The following is a 15,657-nucleotide window of genomic DNA, read 5'->3' as shown; positions in this document are numbered from 1 at the left end:
GCCCCCGATCCGGGCGCCGCCTCAGGCGGCATGGCCCCAGGCCCCCGTTCGGATCGTGGTGGCGGCCTCACGACGGGCCTCGCCGCGATTGTCGATTTCGGTCCAGTCGACCAGCAGCGTCAGGACACGACGAAGCGCCGCCTCCTGCTGCTCCAGCCGTGCCTCGAGCTGGGCGACACGCTCTTGCAGCGCATTGTCGGACGGTGCGGGTGCAGGCGGTGCCTGCGGGGCTTCGGCAGCAACCGGTGCCGCGGCCTGAGGCTCGGGGATCGGGCGCAGCGACACCGGTTCGGGCGCGGGCGGCGGCGCGACGACGCGGTGGGTGCCGCGCTGCGCCGTCTCTGCCTCGGGCATGACCGGCGTGCGGGTGATCGGGTCGGATGGAGCCGGCGTCGGCATCGGCGCGCCGGCCCCGTTCAGGCCGGACCGCAGCGAGCCCCCCATCGGCGCTCCTCCACCGTTCGGTGCAGCGGAGCCGAGCGTGCCTGCCCCAAACATCGCGCCGGGACGCGGCGTCGCGGAAACGGGCGACGGGTTCAGGAAGGGCGCGGCGGGCTGTTGCGGTGCCGATGGCGCGGCGATCGGCTGCGGTGCGTTCATCGCCGACGCGGAGAACATCTCGGCAGGGTCGCGATCCACCAGACCGCCCATGTCGGCCGCCATATCGGCGGCAACGCTTTCGACGGTGGCCTGGCCGATCAGCTCGACACCCTCGATCGCGGCCTGGAGCAGCACGCGACCCGCCAGCACGTTCAGACGGCGCGGCACGCCGCCCGACGCGGCATAGAGCGCGTCGAAGGCGTCGGCGGCAAAATCGGGACGACCGGTCCAGCCCGCAACCGCCAGGCGGTGCGCGATATAATCGGGGACCTCTTCAGGTTCCATCGGGTCGAGATGATGGATCGCGATGATCCGCTGGCGCAGTTGCTCGACGGCGGCCGAGCCCAGCAGGCGCTCGCGAAATTCGGGCTGCCCGACCAGCAGGATCTGGAGCAGTGCATGCCCCCCCGCCTGGAAGTTGGACAACATGCGCAGTTCCTCGAGCGAGGCGAGCGGCAGTGCCTGCGCTTCGTCGACGATCAGCAGGATGCGGCGGCCATCGCGCGCGACGCCGTTCAGCGCCCGCTCGATCGCGCCCAGCAGCGCGGCCTTGGTCAGCCCCTGCGCATCGACGCCCAGTTGCCCTGCGACGACGCGCAGCAGGTCGTGCGGCTCGACGGCGGTCGATACGATATGCAGGACGCGCAGGCGGCGCGTATCGAGCGTCTCGACCAGATGGCCGACCAGCGTCGTCTTGCCCGCACCGACATCGCCGGTGATGACGATGAAGCCCTCACCCTGCGCCAGGCCATAGCCCAGATAGGCCATCGCCTTGCCATGCGTGGCCGTCTCGAACCAGAAACGCGGGTCCGGCGTCAGTTGGAACGGGCGTTCGCCCAGACCGAAATGGGTCTCGTACATCATCGTGCCTTTCGGCCGGTCAGAATTGATACCGTGCGGCGATCAGGGCCTGTGCCGACAGGGCACTGGTCAGATCGCCGACCTGGAAATGGTACAATCCAACCGACGCGGTTGTTCCGAGCCGTCCGAAGTTGCGGTAATAGCTGGCGGTCGTTCCCAGCGATACCACTCCCTCGGCCCCCGCCAACCTAGAGGCATAATAGTTAACGAAGCCATTCAGGTTAAGCCCCGAATTGGCGTCGAGGGCGCGACCGAAGAAAATCTGGGCGTAATAGCTCTCGTCGCTGGCGCCGGACACGATGATGCCGGGCACGTCGTCGGGCGCGAAGAGCTCGCGGTTGCTATAGCCCGCGCCGAAGCCGATCGTTGACCGCCCGCGCGACAGGCTGGCCGTCACGTTCACGCCGCGCGCACGGTACACCGCCGTCTGTACCGATTGCAGCACGTCGTTCAGGCAGCCGCCGGGCGTTGTGCCGCCCGCCGAGAATACGCAGCCGTTGAACTGCTGGGCGAAGACGTCGCGCGTCTCGATGAAATTGGTGGGCAGGTTCGCCAGGCCATTGGTCAGCTGGCGGCCGAAGGTCTGGATGCCGTCATAGACATTGGCCTGCAGTACCAGGTGACGCGACGCCTGGTACTGCGCCATGCCGGTGATGCTGAGCGAGCCGTAACGCTGGCCGACATGCCCCTCCACCGAGGTGCGGCGATTGGGGCGCCAGATCACGCCCGCATCGTAATAGACACCCTCTGTGCGATAGGCGATGCGCCGCTGCCCGGCCGGGTCGGAGACGAAGCGGCCACGACCGTCGAGCACCGGCCGCCCCGCCGCATCGACCGCCGGGTCACGCTGGCTCGCCTCGATCTTTTCATAACCCACCCCGGCGGTGAGCGCGACATAGGAGGAGATCGGCTTCAGCACGTCGCCGCGTACGAACCAGCCCTCGTAACGCTGCGACAACTGCCCGGCATCATCACGATTATAGGCGGCGTTCAGCGACACGCCGACCGGCAGGAGCGTACCCGGCCGCGCCGACGCGCTGACCGAGGCGAGCTGGTTCCAGCTGTCGCTGAAATAGTCCAGGCGCGGCTGTCCGGGGACCAGGCCGCCAAAGCCCGGCGTGTCGGCCCGGTTATAACCCAGCCGGTAATTGGCGCCGATCTGCACCGGCCCGGCGCGGGTCGTCAGCGACGGGCCGATATAGGCCGAATAGAGCTGCGAGATATTGCCGACATCGCCGACCAGCACGCCGGGGGCGGCACCACGGATATCGGCGCGCGTCCGCGTCGCCAGCGCCCCGCCGTCCAGGCTGAGCGTGGGCGAGATGCGATAGGATGCACGTGCCAGGCCGCTATGGATATCGCCATCGCCCACCCGGTCGCCCCAGCCGAAGCGATGTTCGTAGCGATAGCTGATCTGTCCCTCGGCCCGCCGGGTCTGCACCTGCGCGTTCACGCCCGCCGCCAGCGAGGTATAGGTCACCGTGTCGCCGGTGTTCAGGTCCGCATTGATCCCCTGCCCCACCTCGACATAGGGCGAGATGCGGGTCCGCTTCTGCTGGGCGACCGGCCGTGCGGGTTGGCCGTTCGTGGACGCGTCGCCCGGTGCCGGGTCGATCGCCGATGCCCGCGGAAGGCCCCCCTGCGCCTGCTGCGCCGTCGACACGGCCGGCCATGCGGCCAGCGTGCCCGCCGCGACGATCAGCAGGGGGCGCGTCGCCGTCACTTCATCGCGTCCTTGCCGTTTCCATAGGCGCCGTAATAGCCGAACCGGCGGCTGCCGGGGACGAAGGCGACGCTGTTCAGCACCAGCTGGATATGTTCGCACGCGTCGAGCAGTTCGACCGCGGCGGTCACCTCGCTCTCGGGCGTGCGATCGGCGCGGACGACCATCATCACCTGACCCGCCAGCATCGCCAGCACCGAGGCCGGGGACGCGGCCAGCGCGGGCGGCGAGTCGAAGATGACCAGGCGGCGCGGATTGGCCGACAACAGGCGTTGCAGCACATGGCGCGTCCGTGCCGAGGCGAGCAGCTCGGTATCGCTGGCGGTCCGCGTTCCGCAGGGCAGGACCGACAGATGCGGCACATCGGTGCGCATCACCAGCGACTCGACGTCGATGCTGGTATCCATCAGCGCGTCGAGCAGGCCCGGCCCCTCGACCAGGCCCAGCCGTCCCAGCACGTCGGGCTTGGCGACGTCGGCGTCGACCAGCAGCACCTCGGTATCGCGCTCCGCCGCCAAGGACAGCGCCAGATTGACCGAGCAGAAGGTCTTGCCGTCCTGCGGCCGCGCCGAACAGACCAGCACCACCCGCGCCTTGTCCCCGTCGCCCCCGGCGACCAGACGCTGGCTGGTGATGATCAGCTGGCGCTTGACCAGCCGGAACTCCTCGGCGAGCGGGCCGATCGGCGCGCCGGGCACGATCATGCCGTTTTCGGCCAGCATCGCCCGATCGACCGTGGCGACGTCGGACAGGCCCGGATTATATTCACTGGCCAGGAAGACGTCATCCTCGGGCGATGCTAGGAACTCGGCGGGAATACCGCTCAGGATCGGCACATCCTCGTCGTCCGGCATCGCTTCGAACGAAGGTGCCTCGCGAGGGGGCATCGCGGCCGGGGGTGTCCGATCAACCGGGACGGCTGGCGGCGGCGTCCACGCCTCGGGTTGGCGTTCGTCGGCGTGACGGTCGGGTGCCTGTGCGGTGGACACGGGCTCGGGTGCCGCCCCACGCATATAGGACTGGAAATCGTAGATATTGGCCGCTCTTTCGAGCAGCGAGGGTTCCCGACGGGATTTGGGTGGTTTCACGTTTCCGTTCACGCGGCCAATCCCCGTTGCAGTAGCTCGATTGCCAACACCATCCCATAGGTCGCGCCGAGTGCGGCCGTCCCGCCGAGGAACAGTTTCAGCCGCCGCGCGCGTGCCGTGGACTGGCCGCGCGTGACGACCTCACCGATCGCACCGATCACCGGCAGGCCCATCGTGCGCTGGAGCGACTGCGGCGTGGTGAAGGTCTGGCGCAGCTTGGACAGGGCAAAGGCGGACCCGACACCCAGGCCCAGCCCGGCCAGGAACACGCCGGTCAGCAACAGGATGCGGTTGGGCGCGCTGGGCGCGCGGGGATAGGTCGGCGGATCGATCACGCTGAAACGCATCGCGTCGGTCTGGTTCTGCGCCTGTCCGCGCAGGGCGACCTGTTCGCGCTGGCGCAGCAACTGGTCGTAGCTGTCCTTCAACACCTGATAGTCGCGGTCGTTCGCACCCTGCTCCGCGGTCTGTTCCGGATCGCTGGCCAGGCTGGCGTTCAGCCGGTCGAGATCGTTCTGCAACTGCGCCTTGCGGATCTTCAGACTGGCAAGCTGCGACTGTTTCTCGGCCGCCATCGACTGGAGCGACATATAAAGCGGATTGGGCGCGCCGCCCGCCCCGCCCCCGGCGGGCTCGGCCTTGGCCGCCGCCTGCGCCGCCGCCAACTGGCTCTTCAGCGCGACGACGTCGGGGTGATTTTCGGTATAGCCGCGCGCCCGCGCATCGGCGAGCTGGCCCTGGATCGTCGCAAGCCGGACATGCGCCGGGCCCGCTACCCCGCCGCCCTCGCCCACCGTGCGCGGCGTGCCCGCCAGCTGCCCCTGCACCGCCGCGACGCTGGACTGCGCCGCCGCCAGGTCGCTGTCGATCTGCGCCATCTGCGACCGCGCCAGGCCGATGCGATCGGCGACCGTACCGCTGCCCGGCAGGCCGCCCATGAACTGGTTCTGATACTGGGCGCGCTTGGTCTCGGCGATCTGGAGCTGCTTCTGGCGCTCGTTCAGCTGCTTGTCGAGAAAGGCCAGGCTCTGGCTGGTATTGTTGCGATCACCCAGCAGGTTGGACTCGACGAAGATGTCGATCAGCTTCTGCGCCACCTGCTGTGCCAGCTTCGGGCTGCCCAGCGTGACGGTCAGCTGGAAGACGGTGTCCTGCTGGTTCTCGATCTTGATCGCCTGCGACAACTGGGCGACGCGCGCCGCAACATCGGCGTCGCTCGACACCGTGGTGGCCAGGTCGGTGCCGCGCACCACCTTCTGCAGGTTGATCGCCGAGACGAGCGTCTGGCGCACGCGGTCGACCGATTCGGCCGCCCCGGTTTGGCTGGGGGCCATGCCGTCGGGCAGGATCTGCGTGTTCTGGACCGCGATCCGCGCGCGCGATTCGTATTTGCTGGGAATCTGGGCGACGAACAGCCAGCCCCCGATACACACCGCCCAGGCCACCGCCAGCGCCAGCCAGCGACGTATCCAAATGGCATGGATGGCGATCCGGATCTCGTCCTGGATACTCGACACCTGCGATCCGCCTCAGAACATCGATTCGGGGATGATGATGACGTCGCCCGGTTCCAGCCGGACATTGGCCGACGAGTCGCCCTTGCGCAGCAGGTCGTTGATCTGAAGCGCATATTCGCGCTGCTTGCCCGTCTCGCGGTCGGTGCGGACCAGCTTGGCCTTGTTGCCCGCGGCATATTGGTTCAGCCCACCGACCGCGATCATCGCGTCGAGCAGGGTCATGTTGGCGCGGAACGGGATATTGGCGGGCCGCTCGGTCGCGCCGACGATGCGCACCTGCTGGCTATAGGTGCCCGAAAAATTCTCGACGATCACCGACACGATCGGGTTGGTGACATATTCCGAGAGCGCCTTCTTCATGTCGTCGGCCAGCATCGCGGGCGTCTTGCCGACGGCGGGCATGTCGTTGACCAGCGGCGTGGTGATGCGACCATCGGGGCGCACCTGCACCTTTTGCGACAGGTCCGGGTTGCGCCACACGAAGATGTTGAGCGTGTCGAGCGGACCGATGACATATTCCTCGCCCGGCTGTTCCTTGCGCGCGACGAATCCTGCCGAGGGCAATTCGGGCCGGGCCGGTCCCGTCGAGCAGGCGGTCAGCGTCGAGGCCGTGAGGCCTGCAAGCAACAGAAGGCGGGCGAACGATGCCATGCGAACGGATCTCCTGAACCTTTCGCGACCCAGGATACGGAGACGAAAGGCGAATTGCGCACTTTCACCATGCCCGCCAAGAGGTGAACATAGCGTTATGCACGGCGGACCCCGCCGACATATTCGACCGCAGGGGGATGCCCCAGAAACGCCGCGGGGCTGGCAGAGGCTCCGTAAGCGCCCGCCAGGAAGATGGCGACGATATCGCCGGCCTGCGCGATCGGCAGCGCGACACGGTCGCCAAGCCGGTCGAGCGGCGTGCACAGCGGTCCGACCACCGACACCGTCTCCGCCGCCTCCACGCCCATCGCATGGGCCAGCGCCAGGGGATAGTTGCGCCGGACGACCGTGCCGAAATTGCCGCTGGCCGCCAGTTGGTGGTTCAGCCCACCGTCGAGGATCAGGAAGGTTTCGCCGCCGCTCTCCTTGCGATCGACGATACGCGCCAGATAGACACCCGCCTCCGCCACCAGCCAGCGGCCGAGCTCGATGGCGAAGCGGGTCTCGGCCAAGATCGCGGGCCGCGTCGCCAGCGCCTGGTCGAGCGCGGCCCCCACTAGCTCGATATCGAGCGACCGGTCGCCCGCGAAATAGGGGACGCCGAAGCCGCCGCCCAGATTGACGAGCGGCGGCGCGGCCCCGGCCTCGTCGGCCAGCCGCGCGGCCAGCGCCAGCGTCGCTGCTTGCGTATCGGCGATCGCCTGGGGGTCGAGTGCCTGGCTGCCCGCATAGATATGAAAGCCGCGCCAGTCCGCCCCGGCCGCCACCAGCTCGCGGACCAGCGCGGGCACACGCACAGCGTCGATGCCGAAGGGCGAGGGCCGCCCGCCCATCTTCATGCCCGATCCGCGCAGCTCGACATCGGGGTTCACCCGCACGGCCAGCCGCGGCACGACGCCCAGCCGCTCGGCAAGCCCGAGCGCGCGGCGTGCCTCGCCCTCCGATTCCAGGTTCAGCGTCACACCCGCCTCCAGCGCGGCGACGAGTTCGCCGTCACGCTTGCCGGGCCCGGCAAAGCTGACCGGCCTGCCCAGCCCGGCAACCTTGGCCAGTTCGCCCGAGGACGCCACGTCGAAGCCGTCGACCAGCCCGGCCATCGCCGCCAATAGCGGCGCGAAAGGATTGGCCTTGATCGCATAGTGCAGGTCGATCGTCGGGAACGCGGCGCGAAACCGCGCGACGCGCGACGCGACGATCGCCGGATCATAGACGAAGACCGAGCCCTCGCTGCCCTCCAGCCACGCCGCCGCACTCTGCCCGGCGATCGTCAGCATCCCGCGCTGGCCTGCGAATTCGGGCGGGATCGGGCCCATCGGCTTGGTCATGTCACATCCTTGTCGGCCAGCGCCCGGCGCAGCGCGGCTCGGTCCAGCTTGCCATTGGCGTTGCGCGGCAGCTCGTCGTGCCAGATCATCTGTGCGGGCTGCATGAAATTGGGCAGGTCGCGCTTCAGGCGTGCGCGCAGATCCGCTTCGCCCGCCGGGTCGCCCGCCAGGACCAGGACGATCGCCTCTCCCTGCCCCGCATCGGCGATACCGAAGGCCACCGCCTCCCGCGCCTCGCCCCCCGCCAGCGCAGCCTCCTCGACCTCCTGCGGGCTGATCCGGTTGCCCGAGACCTTGATCATCTCGTCATCACGCCCGACGAACCGCAGCAGCCCGTCGGCACCCTCGACCACCGTGTCCCCCGACCACACCGCGCGCGGCCAGCCGGGCGCGGGGCGGAAACGCTGCGCCGTCCGCTCGGCATCGCGCCAATAGCCCTGCGCGACGAGGGGCCCGGCATGGACCAGTTCGCCCGGCTCGCCCGGCGCCGCGCGGCTGCCATCGGGGCGCAGCACCATGATCTCGGCAAAGGGAATGGCGCGGCCGATCGCATCCGGATGCGCGTCGATCAGCGCGGGGTCGAGATAGGTCGAGCGGAACGCCTCGGTCAGGCCGTACATGGCGTAAAGGTCGGCGGCGGGAAACAAGGTCCTCAGGCCGCGCACCATCCGGGGCGTCAGCGCGCCCCCCGAATTGGTCAGCCGCCGGATCAAGGACACCGCCCCGGCGGGCCACTCCGTCGCCAGCAGCTGCGTCCAGAGCGGCGGCACCCCCGCCAGCGTCGTCGCGCCGTGGCGGATCACCGCCTTCACCACGTCGCGCGGGGTCAGGTAATCGAGCGGCGCGACCGCCCCCCCGGCCGCCCAGATCGAAAGCAACTGGTTCTGGCCATAATCGAAGCTGAACGGCAGGACGCCGAGCACCCGGTCCTCCGGGGTCAGCCGCAGATACTCGGCCACCGCTACCGCGCCGTACCAGAGATTGGCATGGCTCAGCATCACCCCCTTGGGCCGCCCCGTCGAACCCGAGGTATAGAGCAGCGCCGCCAGTGCATCGAAATCGGCGGTCGAGCGGGGGAGCGCGTCGCCCTGCCCCGCCTCGGTCACGAGCCGCACCCCGGCGGCCACGTCGCCCTCATCCAGCGTCGCGGCGCGCGGCGGATGGGTCAGCAGCATGGCGGCGCCGCTGTCGGCCAGGATATGCGCGACCTGCGCACGCTTGAGCAGCGGGTTGATCGGCACATGCACCAGCCCCGCCCGGGCCACGGCCAGCGGCATCAACGCGGCGATGCGCGTCTTGGGCAACCACGTCGCCACCCGCGCGCCGGGCACGAACGCCTGCGCGGCCAGCCACCCCGCCAGCCGCGCGACCGCTTCCTCCACCTCGGCAAAGCTGAGGACGCCGTCACGCTCAAGCAACGCCGGGGCATCACCCGCCCCGCGCAGGACATGGTCGATCGGAGACGCGGACGGATCGAGGATCATCGCGCCATCTACAGGCGGGGCCAGGGGAAAGTCGAGCGGGGGGAGTTTGACTGACATGGCGCAACCCCCGCACCAACAAACTCCCCTCCCGCAGGCGGGAGGGGCTGGGGGAGGGTTTGGGTCTCCGACGTTATCCTTAAACCCAACGCCGACACCGCCACGCGAAACACCTTATGTGGTGACAGAAAAACCAGCCGAGGCCCCTCCCCCAACCCCCTCCCGCCTGCGGGAGGGGGCTTTTGCGCCGCCCGGTCTCAGCCGCCCGCTCACCCCACAGCCAAAGCCCCGTTGCCCAATGTCCCCCGGCGCACTAACGCTGTCGCAAACATTACAAACGACACCATAACAACGGACAGGGCGACAGGGTTTGGAACTCCAGACGAATGGACAGGTCGAGGCTGCGGTGCGCGGCGTGCTGGCCGATGTACTGGGCCTGTCGGCCGAACGCGTGGACGCCTTCGAGGCCGACACGCCGCTGTTCGGCGCGCTGCCCGAGCTTGATTCGATGGCGGTCGCGGGGGTCCTGACCGAGCTGGAGGATCGCCTGGGCATCCTGATCGAGGATGACGAAGTGGATGGCGAGATGCTGGAAACCTTCGGCCAGCTGGTCGCCTTTGCCGATGCCAAGGCGCGCGCTTGATCGACTATTATGACTGGCCCGGCGGGCGTGAGGCGATGTTGCGCTTCGGGCCTGCGCAGGGGCCGGTCGTGCTGGTCGCGCTTCCCTTCTGGGAAGAGGCCAACCGGATGCGCGGCGTCACGGTCGCCATGCTGCGGCAATTGGCTGATCGCGGGATCGGCGGCGCGCTGCCCGACTGGCCAGGCACGGGCGAAAGCCTGATCGCGACCGAACAGGCCAGCATCATGCAATGGCGCGACGCGCATCAGGCGGCGGCCGAGGCGCTGGGCGATCGGCGCTGTTACGCCGTGTCGATCCGGGGCGGCACGCTGATCGACGGCTGTGCGTTGCTGGCCGGGCGCTGGCATCTCGCGCCGATGACCGGTGAGGCGGTCCTGCGCGACGTCATCCGGCTGCGCGCGGCGGCGGGCTTGCGCGGCGACGAGCATGGCCTGTTCGGCGCGGAGTCGCCGGTGCGGATCGCGGGCAACCGGGTGTCGCCGCATTTCCTGGCGGGACTGGCGGGGCTTCAGCCCTTCGAGCAGGAGGGCACGCCGCGCCGCGTCGTCCGGCTGGGCCATGACCGCGCGGCCGCCGACCGGCTGATCGACGCCGTTCCTCCCTGGCGCCGCGCCGAGCCGCAGGACGATCCCGCGCTCGCCACGTTGCTGGCCGACGACATCGCGGAGTGGATCGCGTCATGCGAAGGCTGATCTCCTTTGCCTGCGAGGGCGCGACGCTGGTCGGTACGCTGGACGAGGGCACGAGGGACACCGGCCTGCTGATCGTGTCCGGCGGCAACGAGCCGCGCATGGGGGCGCATCGCGGACAGGCGCTGATGGCGGCGCATATCGCAGGCCGCGGCTTTCCGGTGTTCCGCTTCGACCGGCGCGGGGTCGGGGATAGCGAGGGGACGAATGGCGGGTGGGAGTCCAGCGCGCCCGACATCGCCGCCGCCACCGCCGCCTTCGCCCAGACGACGGGCGTCGCGCATATCCTGGGCTTCGGCAACTGCGACGCGGCCTCCGCGCTGGCGATGTTCGGCGCGGCGGCGGGGCTGGACGGCGTGCTGCTGTCCAACCCCTGGCTTGCCGACGAGCCCGATGCGCTGCCCCCCGCCGCCGCGATCCGCCGCCATTATATGCGCAAGCTGGCCAGTCCGGCCGAGTGGCTGAGGCTGGCGCGCGGCGCGGTCGATCTGGGGCGATTGCGTCAGGGACTGAGCAAGATCGCCGCGCCGCCCGCACCGCTCGACCGGACCGCCGCGCCGCTGCTCGATGCGGTCGGTCGCTGGGGTGAAGCGGCGACGATCATCGTGGCGCGCGGCGACGCGACCGGCGTTGCCTTCCGCGCCGCCGCGCGCGGGCACGGCTTTGCGATGCAGGCGCTGGCGACGGACTCGCACAGCTATGCCGATGCGATGGACGCGCTGGAACAGGCCATTCTCGCCCGCCTGGCTGCCACGGTTTCCGACCAGTCGGGCGCATTGCACGACGACAAAGCGGAACCGCAAAATAGCGCTTGATACGTTTTAAGATCAGGATTTTCGCCGGAACGCCTTCCTGCCCCGCCCATTGGTCGGGGCAAGGAGACACGGCTTATGAACGAACGCCCCACCCCGCCCCAGCCCGAACAGCAGCAGGACATGCCCGGCCTGACCGAGGCGATGAACCCGCGCCCCGATCACGGCGAACACAGCTATGTCGGCCATGGCAAGCTGACCGGGAAGATCGCGATCATCACCGGCGCGGACAGCGGCATAGGCCGTGCCGTCGCCATCGCCTTTGCCCGCGAAGGTGCGGACGTGGTGATCTCCTACCTGTCCGAGGACGAGGACGCCGCCGAGACCCAGCGGCTGGTCGAACAGGCCGGTCGCAAGGCGCTGCTGATCCCCGGCGATGTGAGCGATGCGGCGCATTGTCGCACCATCGTCGAGCGGACCGCCCAGACCTTCGGCCGGGTCGACATTCTGGTCAACAATGCCGCGCATCAGGCAAGCTTCCAGGCGATCGAGGACATCAGCGACGAGGAATGGGAGGTCACCTTCGCCACCAACATCCATGCGATGTTCTATCTGGTGAAGGCCGCGCTGCCGCACATGTCCGAGGGCGCATCGATCATCAACACGACCTCGATCAATGCCGACAAGCCGAACGAACAGTTGCTGGCCTATGCCACGACCAAGGGCGCGATCCACAACTTCACCGCTGGCCTGGCGCAGATGCTCGCCGATCGGAAGATCCGGGTCAATGCGGTGGCGCCGGGGCCGGTCTGGACGCCGTTGATCCCCTCGACCATGCCGCCGGAAGCCGTGAAAACCTTCGGCCAGCAGACGCCGCTGGGCCGGGCGGCACAGCCTGCCGAACTTGCCCCGCCCTATGTCCTGCTGGCCAGCGACGAGGCCAGCTACATCACCGGCGCGACCATTCCGGTCACCGGCGGCACCCCCTTCCTCTGATCCTCCCGGAGGCGCGCGACATGCCATGGCATCCGTCGTCATTCGTCTTGAAGATGCCGTCGCGCGTCAGGCGCTGAATCAGGACCGCGCCTTGGCCGCCTGGGTCGAAAAGGATCATGCCGAGCCAACCCGCCGCCATCTCGAACGGTAGGTGAAACCGCTAACCACCGATCGCGCCTGGGCGAAAAAGCCGGGGCCGAAAGTGGCCGGTCCCGGTGGTGGATATGGAGCGGGGAAGTCCCGTGGACGAACAGCCACTTGCGCCGCCATGCCCACTCGGCCAGTCTGCCGTCATGATCCTGCCGCTTCTGCTTGCCGCCGCCGCGACGCCCGCCGCCGCACCCTCCCCCGCCCGACTGAAGGCCGATGTCGAAGCACTGGTCGGCTTCGGCACGCGCCACACCGCCTCGACCACCACCGATCCCAAGCGTGGCATCGGGGCGGCGCGCGACTGGGCCGCCCGGCAGTTCGAGACGATCGGGCAAGGGTGCAACGGCTGCATCACCGTCGAGCGGATCAACCGCCGCTTCACGGGGCCGCGCGCACCGAACGGCGTGATGGTCGAGGACGTGCTGGGTATCCAGCGCGGGCGCGACCCGAGCCGCGTCGTGATCGTCGGCGCGCATATCGACAGCCGCGTGACCGACGTGATGGACGCGACCTCGGATGCGCCGGGGGCCAATGACGATGCCTCGGGCGTGGCGCTGGTGCTGGAAGCGGCACGGAACCTGTCGAAGCAGCAGTTCGATGCGACCATCGTCTATGCCGTCTTCTCGGGCGAGGAACAGGGGCTGTGGGGCGCGACGCTGCTCGCCGATACCGCCAAGGCACGCAACTGGCGGGTGTCGGCCATGCTGAACAACGACATCGTCGGCAATACGATCGGCCAGGGCGGCGTGCGCGAGGCCCGCTGGGTCCGGGTCTTCTCCGAGGGCATTCGTGCCTCCGAAGACCTGCCGCAGCAGATCCAGCGGCGCGGCAATGGCGGCGAGGATGACGGACCCAGCCGCGCGCTGGCCAAGGCGATCGACGGCGTCGCCGACAAGCTGGGCGGGCTGGACGTGTTCCTGGACCGGCGGCCGGACCGGTTCGGGCGCGGTGGCGACCATGAGCCGTTCCTGAAGCTGGGCTATCCCGCCGTCCGCTTCTCGGTCGCCAACGAGGATTGGGACGCGCAGCATCAGGACCTGCGCAAGGAAGGGACCGTCGCTTACGGCGACACCATCGACAAGATGGACTTTCCCTATCTGGCGAAGGTGACGGCGATCAACATCGCGACGCTCGCCCGCCTGGCCGCCGCGCCGCCCGCCCCCGACAAGGTGACGATCAGCGGCGCGCTGTCGCGCGATACCAAGGTCGAATGGGCCCCGGTGCCGGGCGCGGTCCGCTACCGCGTGCAATGGCGGCGCAACGACGTCGCCAACTGGACCCAGTCACGCGAGGTGACCGAGCCCAACGCAGTGTTGACCCAGGTGCCGGTGGACGACCATTTCGTCGGCGTGTCGGCGATCGCGGCGAACGGCGCGGAAAGCCTGGTCACGTTCGGCGGGCGCTGAGCGCCCATCGATCCGACCGGCCGGATTGCTGGGAATAGGGGATGCCGCCCCGAGGGAGTAATCGGAGCGGCATCCCAATTCCCAACCCGGCGTCTCTCGGGTGGAAATCTCCCCCCTGGGGGAAGGCTTCAGCGACGGACCATTCAGCTCCGGACCCGCGAACGGCGTAGCATCGGACGCACGATCTGAGTCGTGGTGGTCGTCGTTGTCGTGGTAACCGGCGGACCTTGTATCACAACTGTCGTGACGGTGGGAGCCGGATAATAATAGCCGCTATCATAATAGCCTGACCGTCCATCGGCCAGGGTCCCGACCGTGGTGGTGGTCGTGACCGTCGTGCCGTCGCGCGTCACGACGCGTCGCCCCATCGCGGGCGGTGGCGGCGGCGGCGGATAGTCGCCCTGATAACCATAATCGGGCTGGCCATAATCGTCATAATATGGCGCCATGGTGCGCCGCCGATCCTCGGCACGGTCGATGGCATAGCCTGCGGCGGCCCCGACACCGGCCCCGATCAGCGCACCTCCCAGCCGATTGCCGCGCCCGGCGACTAGGTTGCCCGCGACACCGCCCGCAACCGCGCCGATCGCCGCGCCACCCAGGCCGTCGTCACGCCGGGCATAACGTGGTGGCGGCGGCATGGTGTCGGCCCCAACCCCGTCCCAGTTCACGCCGGACACGCTGTCATAAACCGAGCCACGCGGATCGATCAGCACTGCATCGTCATAATAGCGCGACCAGTGATAGCCGACCGGCGGCTGCGGCAAGGTGTAGACCGCCCAGTCCTGCACCCCGAAGCGCGGATCGTTCCAGTAGGAGGGCATGACCATGCCGCGAACGGGACGGCGATAGGCCCGCCAGCCGCCCGGAGCATTGGCCCCACCCCACCAGCGACCGCCGACCTGGCTGCCCCAGCGAGCATCGCGCACCGGGCCGCTGCGATAGGTCGTCACGACCGGCTGCGACGACATGATCCGGGAAGATGGTGGCGGCGCGGTCGGGGAAGCCGCCGCGTCGAAATCGGGGCGGGGATAGCGGGCCCCCGCCTGGGCGAACGCCGGTGCACTCGCCATCAGGGTCAAGGTCAAGGCGGTCAGGTGCGAAGAGGTTCGCATGGGTTCGATGGACTCCTGTGTCGGTGCACCGACGCCCCTCCCCCGACGTCGTCACCCATGACAAAGGCTTATACCACCATGCCGTTCCCTCCGTAATCGGAGTTATTTGTCCCGAATCAAACCATATCCGGGACTTAGAGGGAAAGACGAACCGGTCAGATCGCCGGAACGCCGGGCGTGCCGAGGCGCGGCGCGAGCAGGGCCATAAGCGCCTCGCACCCCGCCTGATCCTCTTCGTCGAAACGGCCGGGCTCGGGACTGTCGAGGTCGAGGACACCGATCACCGCATCGCCGCGCAGGATCGGCACCACCAGTTCGGACCGGCTGGCCGCGTCGCAGGCGATATGGCCCGGAAAGGCGTGAACGTCGGCGACGCGCTGCGTCCGTGCCTCGGCGACCGCCGTGCCGCACACGCCCTTGCCGACCGGAATGCGGATGCAAGCCGCCTTGCCCTGGAACGGGCCCAGCACCAGCTCGCCCGCGACCATCCGGTAGAAACCGGACCAGTTAAGGTCGGGCAGATATTGCCAGATCAGCGCGGCGGCATTGGCCATGTTGGCGACCGCATCCGCCTCGCCCGCCGTCAGCGCGTCGAGCGCGGCATGGAGGTCCCGGTAAAGCTCGGCCTTCGAGCCGGCGGTGATGTCGAACTGATACATA

15 protein-coding genes are annotated in these 15,657 nt (G+C 68.8%); 6 read left to right on the top strand and 9 right to left on the bottom strand.

The window, feature by feature from the left end; all coding sequences use genetic code 11:
* Positions 1-21: 21 nt before the first annotated feature.
* The 7 genes from SOM26_RS07065 to SOM26_RS07035 all read right to left on the bottom strand — a co-directional run bounded on the left by SOM26_RS07065 (position 22) and on the right by SOM26_RS07035 (position 9,249).
* Positions 22-1,461 (bottom strand): ExeA family protein, encoded by a 1,440-nt coding sequence (locus tag SOM26_RS07065; RefSeq protein ID WP_320452356.1) that lies wholly within the window; start codon positions 1,459-1,461, stop codon positions 22-24.
* Positions 1,462-1,480: 19 nt separating this feature from the next.
* Positions 1,481-3,184, bottom strand: coding sequence for a hypothetical protein (locus tag SOM26_RS07060; protein WP_320452026.1), 1,704 nt, complete (start codon positions 3,182-3,184; stop codon positions 1,481-1,483).
* On the bottom strand, positions 3,181-4,284 hold the full coding sequence (locus SOM26_RS07055; RefSeq protein WP_320452025.1) for an AAA family ATPase: 1,104 nt from the start codon (positions 4,282-4,284) through the stop codon (positions 3,181-3,183). Before SOM26_RS07055 ends, SOM26_RS07060 begins: the two co-directional genes overlap by 4 nt.
* Positions 4,281-5,789 carry an XrtA system polysaccharide chain length determinant gene (locus tag SOM26_RS07050; RefSeq protein ID WP_320452024.1) on the bottom strand — a complete coding sequence of 503 codons (1,509 nt, stop codon included), beginning with the start codon at positions 5,787-5,789 and terminating at the stop codon, positions 4,281-4,283. Before SOM26_RS07050 ends, SOM26_RS07055 begins: the two co-directional genes overlap by 4 nt.
* Before the next feature lie 12 nt (positions 5,790-5,801).
* The gene (locus tag SOM26_RS07045) at positions 5,802-6,440 is read right to left on the bottom strand and encodes an XrtA/PEP-CTERM system exopolysaccharide export protein (RefSeq protein ID WP_320452023.1); all 639 of its coding nucleotides are present in this window, start codon (positions 6,438-6,440) and stop codon (positions 5,802-5,804) included.
* A gap of 95 nt (positions 6,441-6,535) precedes the next feature.
* Complete coding sequence (locus tag SOM26_RS07040) at positions 6,536-7,765, bottom strand: pyridoxal-dependent decarboxylase, exosortase A system-associated (RefSeq protein ID WP_320452022.1); 1,230 nt, start codon at positions 7,763-7,765, stop codon at positions 6,536-6,538.
* Positions 7,762-9,249 (bottom strand): AMP-binding protein, encoded by a 1,488-nt coding sequence (locus SOM26_RS07035; RefSeq protein WP_320452355.1) that lies wholly within the window; start codon positions 9,247-9,249, stop codon positions 7,762-7,764. The genes SOM26_RS07040 and SOM26_RS07035 overlap by 4 nt, the downstream gene beginning before the upstream one ends.
* 367 nt (positions 9,250-9,616) lie before the next feature.
* On the opposite strand from SOM26_RS07035, the gene SOM26_RS07030 reads away from it, so the two are divergent.
* From SOM26_RS07030 to SOM26_RS07005, 6 genes are all read left to right on the top strand, one after another.
* The gene (locus SOM26_RS07030; RefSeq protein ID WP_320452021.1) at positions 9,617-9,889 is read left to right on the top strand and encodes an acyl carrier protein; all 273 of its coding nucleotides are present in this window, start codon (positions 9,617-9,619) and stop codon (positions 9,887-9,889) included.
* Positions 9,886-10,581 (top strand): alpha/beta hydrolase family protein, encoded by a 696-nt coding sequence (locus SOM26_RS07025; RefSeq protein WP_320452020.1) that lies wholly within the window; start codon positions 9,886-9,888, stop codon positions 10,579-10,581. Before SOM26_RS07030 ends, SOM26_RS07025 begins: the two co-directional genes overlap by 4 nt.
* Positions 10,569-11,393 carry a hydrolase 1, exosortase A system-associated gene (locus SOM26_RS07020; RefSeq protein ID WP_320452019.1) on the top strand — a complete coding sequence of 275 codons (825 nt, stop codon included), beginning with the start codon at positions 10,569-10,571 and terminating at the stop codon, positions 11,391-11,393. Before SOM26_RS07025 ends, SOM26_RS07020 begins: the two co-directional genes overlap by 13 nt.
* Before the next feature lie 75 nt (positions 11,394-11,468).
* Positions 11,469-12,326 (top strand): SDR family oxidoreductase, encoded by an 858-nt coding sequence (locus SOM26_RS07015; protein ID WP_320452018.1) that lies wholly within the window; start codon positions 11,469-11,471, stop codon positions 12,324-12,326.
* 25 nt (positions 12,327-12,351) lie between these two features.
* Positions 12,352-12,477 (top strand): hypothetical protein, encoded by a 126-nt coding sequence (locus tag SOM26_RS07010; RefSeq protein ID WP_320452017.1) that lies wholly within the window; start codon positions 12,352-12,354, stop codon positions 12,475-12,477.
* Positions 12,478-12,619: 142 nt separating this feature from the next.
* Positions 12,620-13,882 (top strand): M20/M25/M40 family metallo-hydrolase, encoded by a 1,263-nt coding sequence (locus tag SOM26_RS07005; protein ID WP_320452016.1) that lies wholly within the window; start codon positions 12,620-12,622, stop codon positions 13,880-13,882.
* Positions 13,883-14,025: 143 nt separating this feature from the next.
* Here SOM26_RS07005 and SOM26_RS07000 read toward each other — a convergent pair whose 3' ends face one another.
* Together SOM26_RS07000 and msrC are read right to left on the bottom strand one after the other, a co-directional pair.
* The gene (locus SOM26_RS07000) at positions 14,026-14,970 is read right to left on the bottom strand and encodes an RcnB family protein (RefSeq protein ID WP_320452015.1); all 945 of its coding nucleotides are present in this window, start codon (positions 14,968-14,970) and stop codon (positions 14,026-14,028) included.
* A 182-nt stretch (positions 14,971-15,152) separates the two neighbouring features.
* The gene (gene msrC, locus SOM26_RS06995) at positions 15,153-15,656 is read right to left on the bottom strand and encodes a free L-methionine (R)-S-oxide reductase MsrC (RefSeq protein WP_320452014.1); all 504 of its coding nucleotides are present in this window, start codon (positions 15,654-15,656) and stop codon (positions 15,153-15,155) included.
* Between the last annotated feature and the right edge of the window lies 1 nt (position 15,657).

It is taken from the genome of Sphingomonas sp. CFBP8993 (assembly GCF_034044895.1).
Classification (GTDB): Bacteria; Pseudomonadota; Alphaproteobacteria; order Sphingomonadales; family Sphingomonadaceae; genus Sphingomonas.
Note: the sequence above shows the minus strand (reverse complement) of the source record. Positions and strands in the feature narration are given on the sequence as shown.

Bases quoted from the DNA above. Each gene is read 5' to 3' on its own strand.
- SOM26_RS07065 (WP_320452356.1), bottom strand. From the start codon at position 1,461: ATGTACGAGACCCATTTCGGTCTGGGCGAACGCCCGTTCCAACTGACG.
- SOM26_RS07045 (WP_320452023.1), bottom strand. From the start codon at position 6,440: ATGGCATCGTTCGCCCGCCTTCTGTTGCTTGCAGGCCTCACGGCCTCG.
- SOM26_RS07040 (WP_320452022.1), bottom strand. From the start codon at position 7,765: ATGACCAAGCCGATGGGCCCGATCCCGCCCGAATTCGCAGGCCAGCGC.
- SOM26_RS07035 (WP_320452355.1), bottom strand. From the start codon at position 9,249: ATGATCCTCGATCCGTCCGCGTCTCCGATCGACCATGTCCTGCGCGGG.
- SOM26_RS07020 (WP_320452019.1), top strand. From the start codon at position 10,569: ATGCGAAGGCTGATCTCCTTTGCCTGCGAGGGCGCGACGCTGGTCGGT.
- SOM26_RS07015 (WP_320452018.1), top strand. From the start codon at position 11,469: ATGAACGAACGCCCCACCCCGCCCCAGCCCGAACAGCAGCAGGACATG.
- SOM26_RS07010 (WP_320452017.1), top strand. From the start codon at position 12,352: ATGGCATCCGTCGTCATTCGTCTTGAAGATGCCGTCGCGCGTCAGGCG.
- SOM26_RS07005 (WP_320452016.1), top strand. From the start codon at position 12,620: ATGATCCTGCCGCTTCTGCTTGCCGCCGCCGCGACGCCCGCCGCCGCA.
- msrC (WP_320452014.1), bottom strand. From the start codon at position 15,656: ATGTATCAGTTCGACATCACCGCCGGCTCGAAGGCCGAGCTTTACCGG.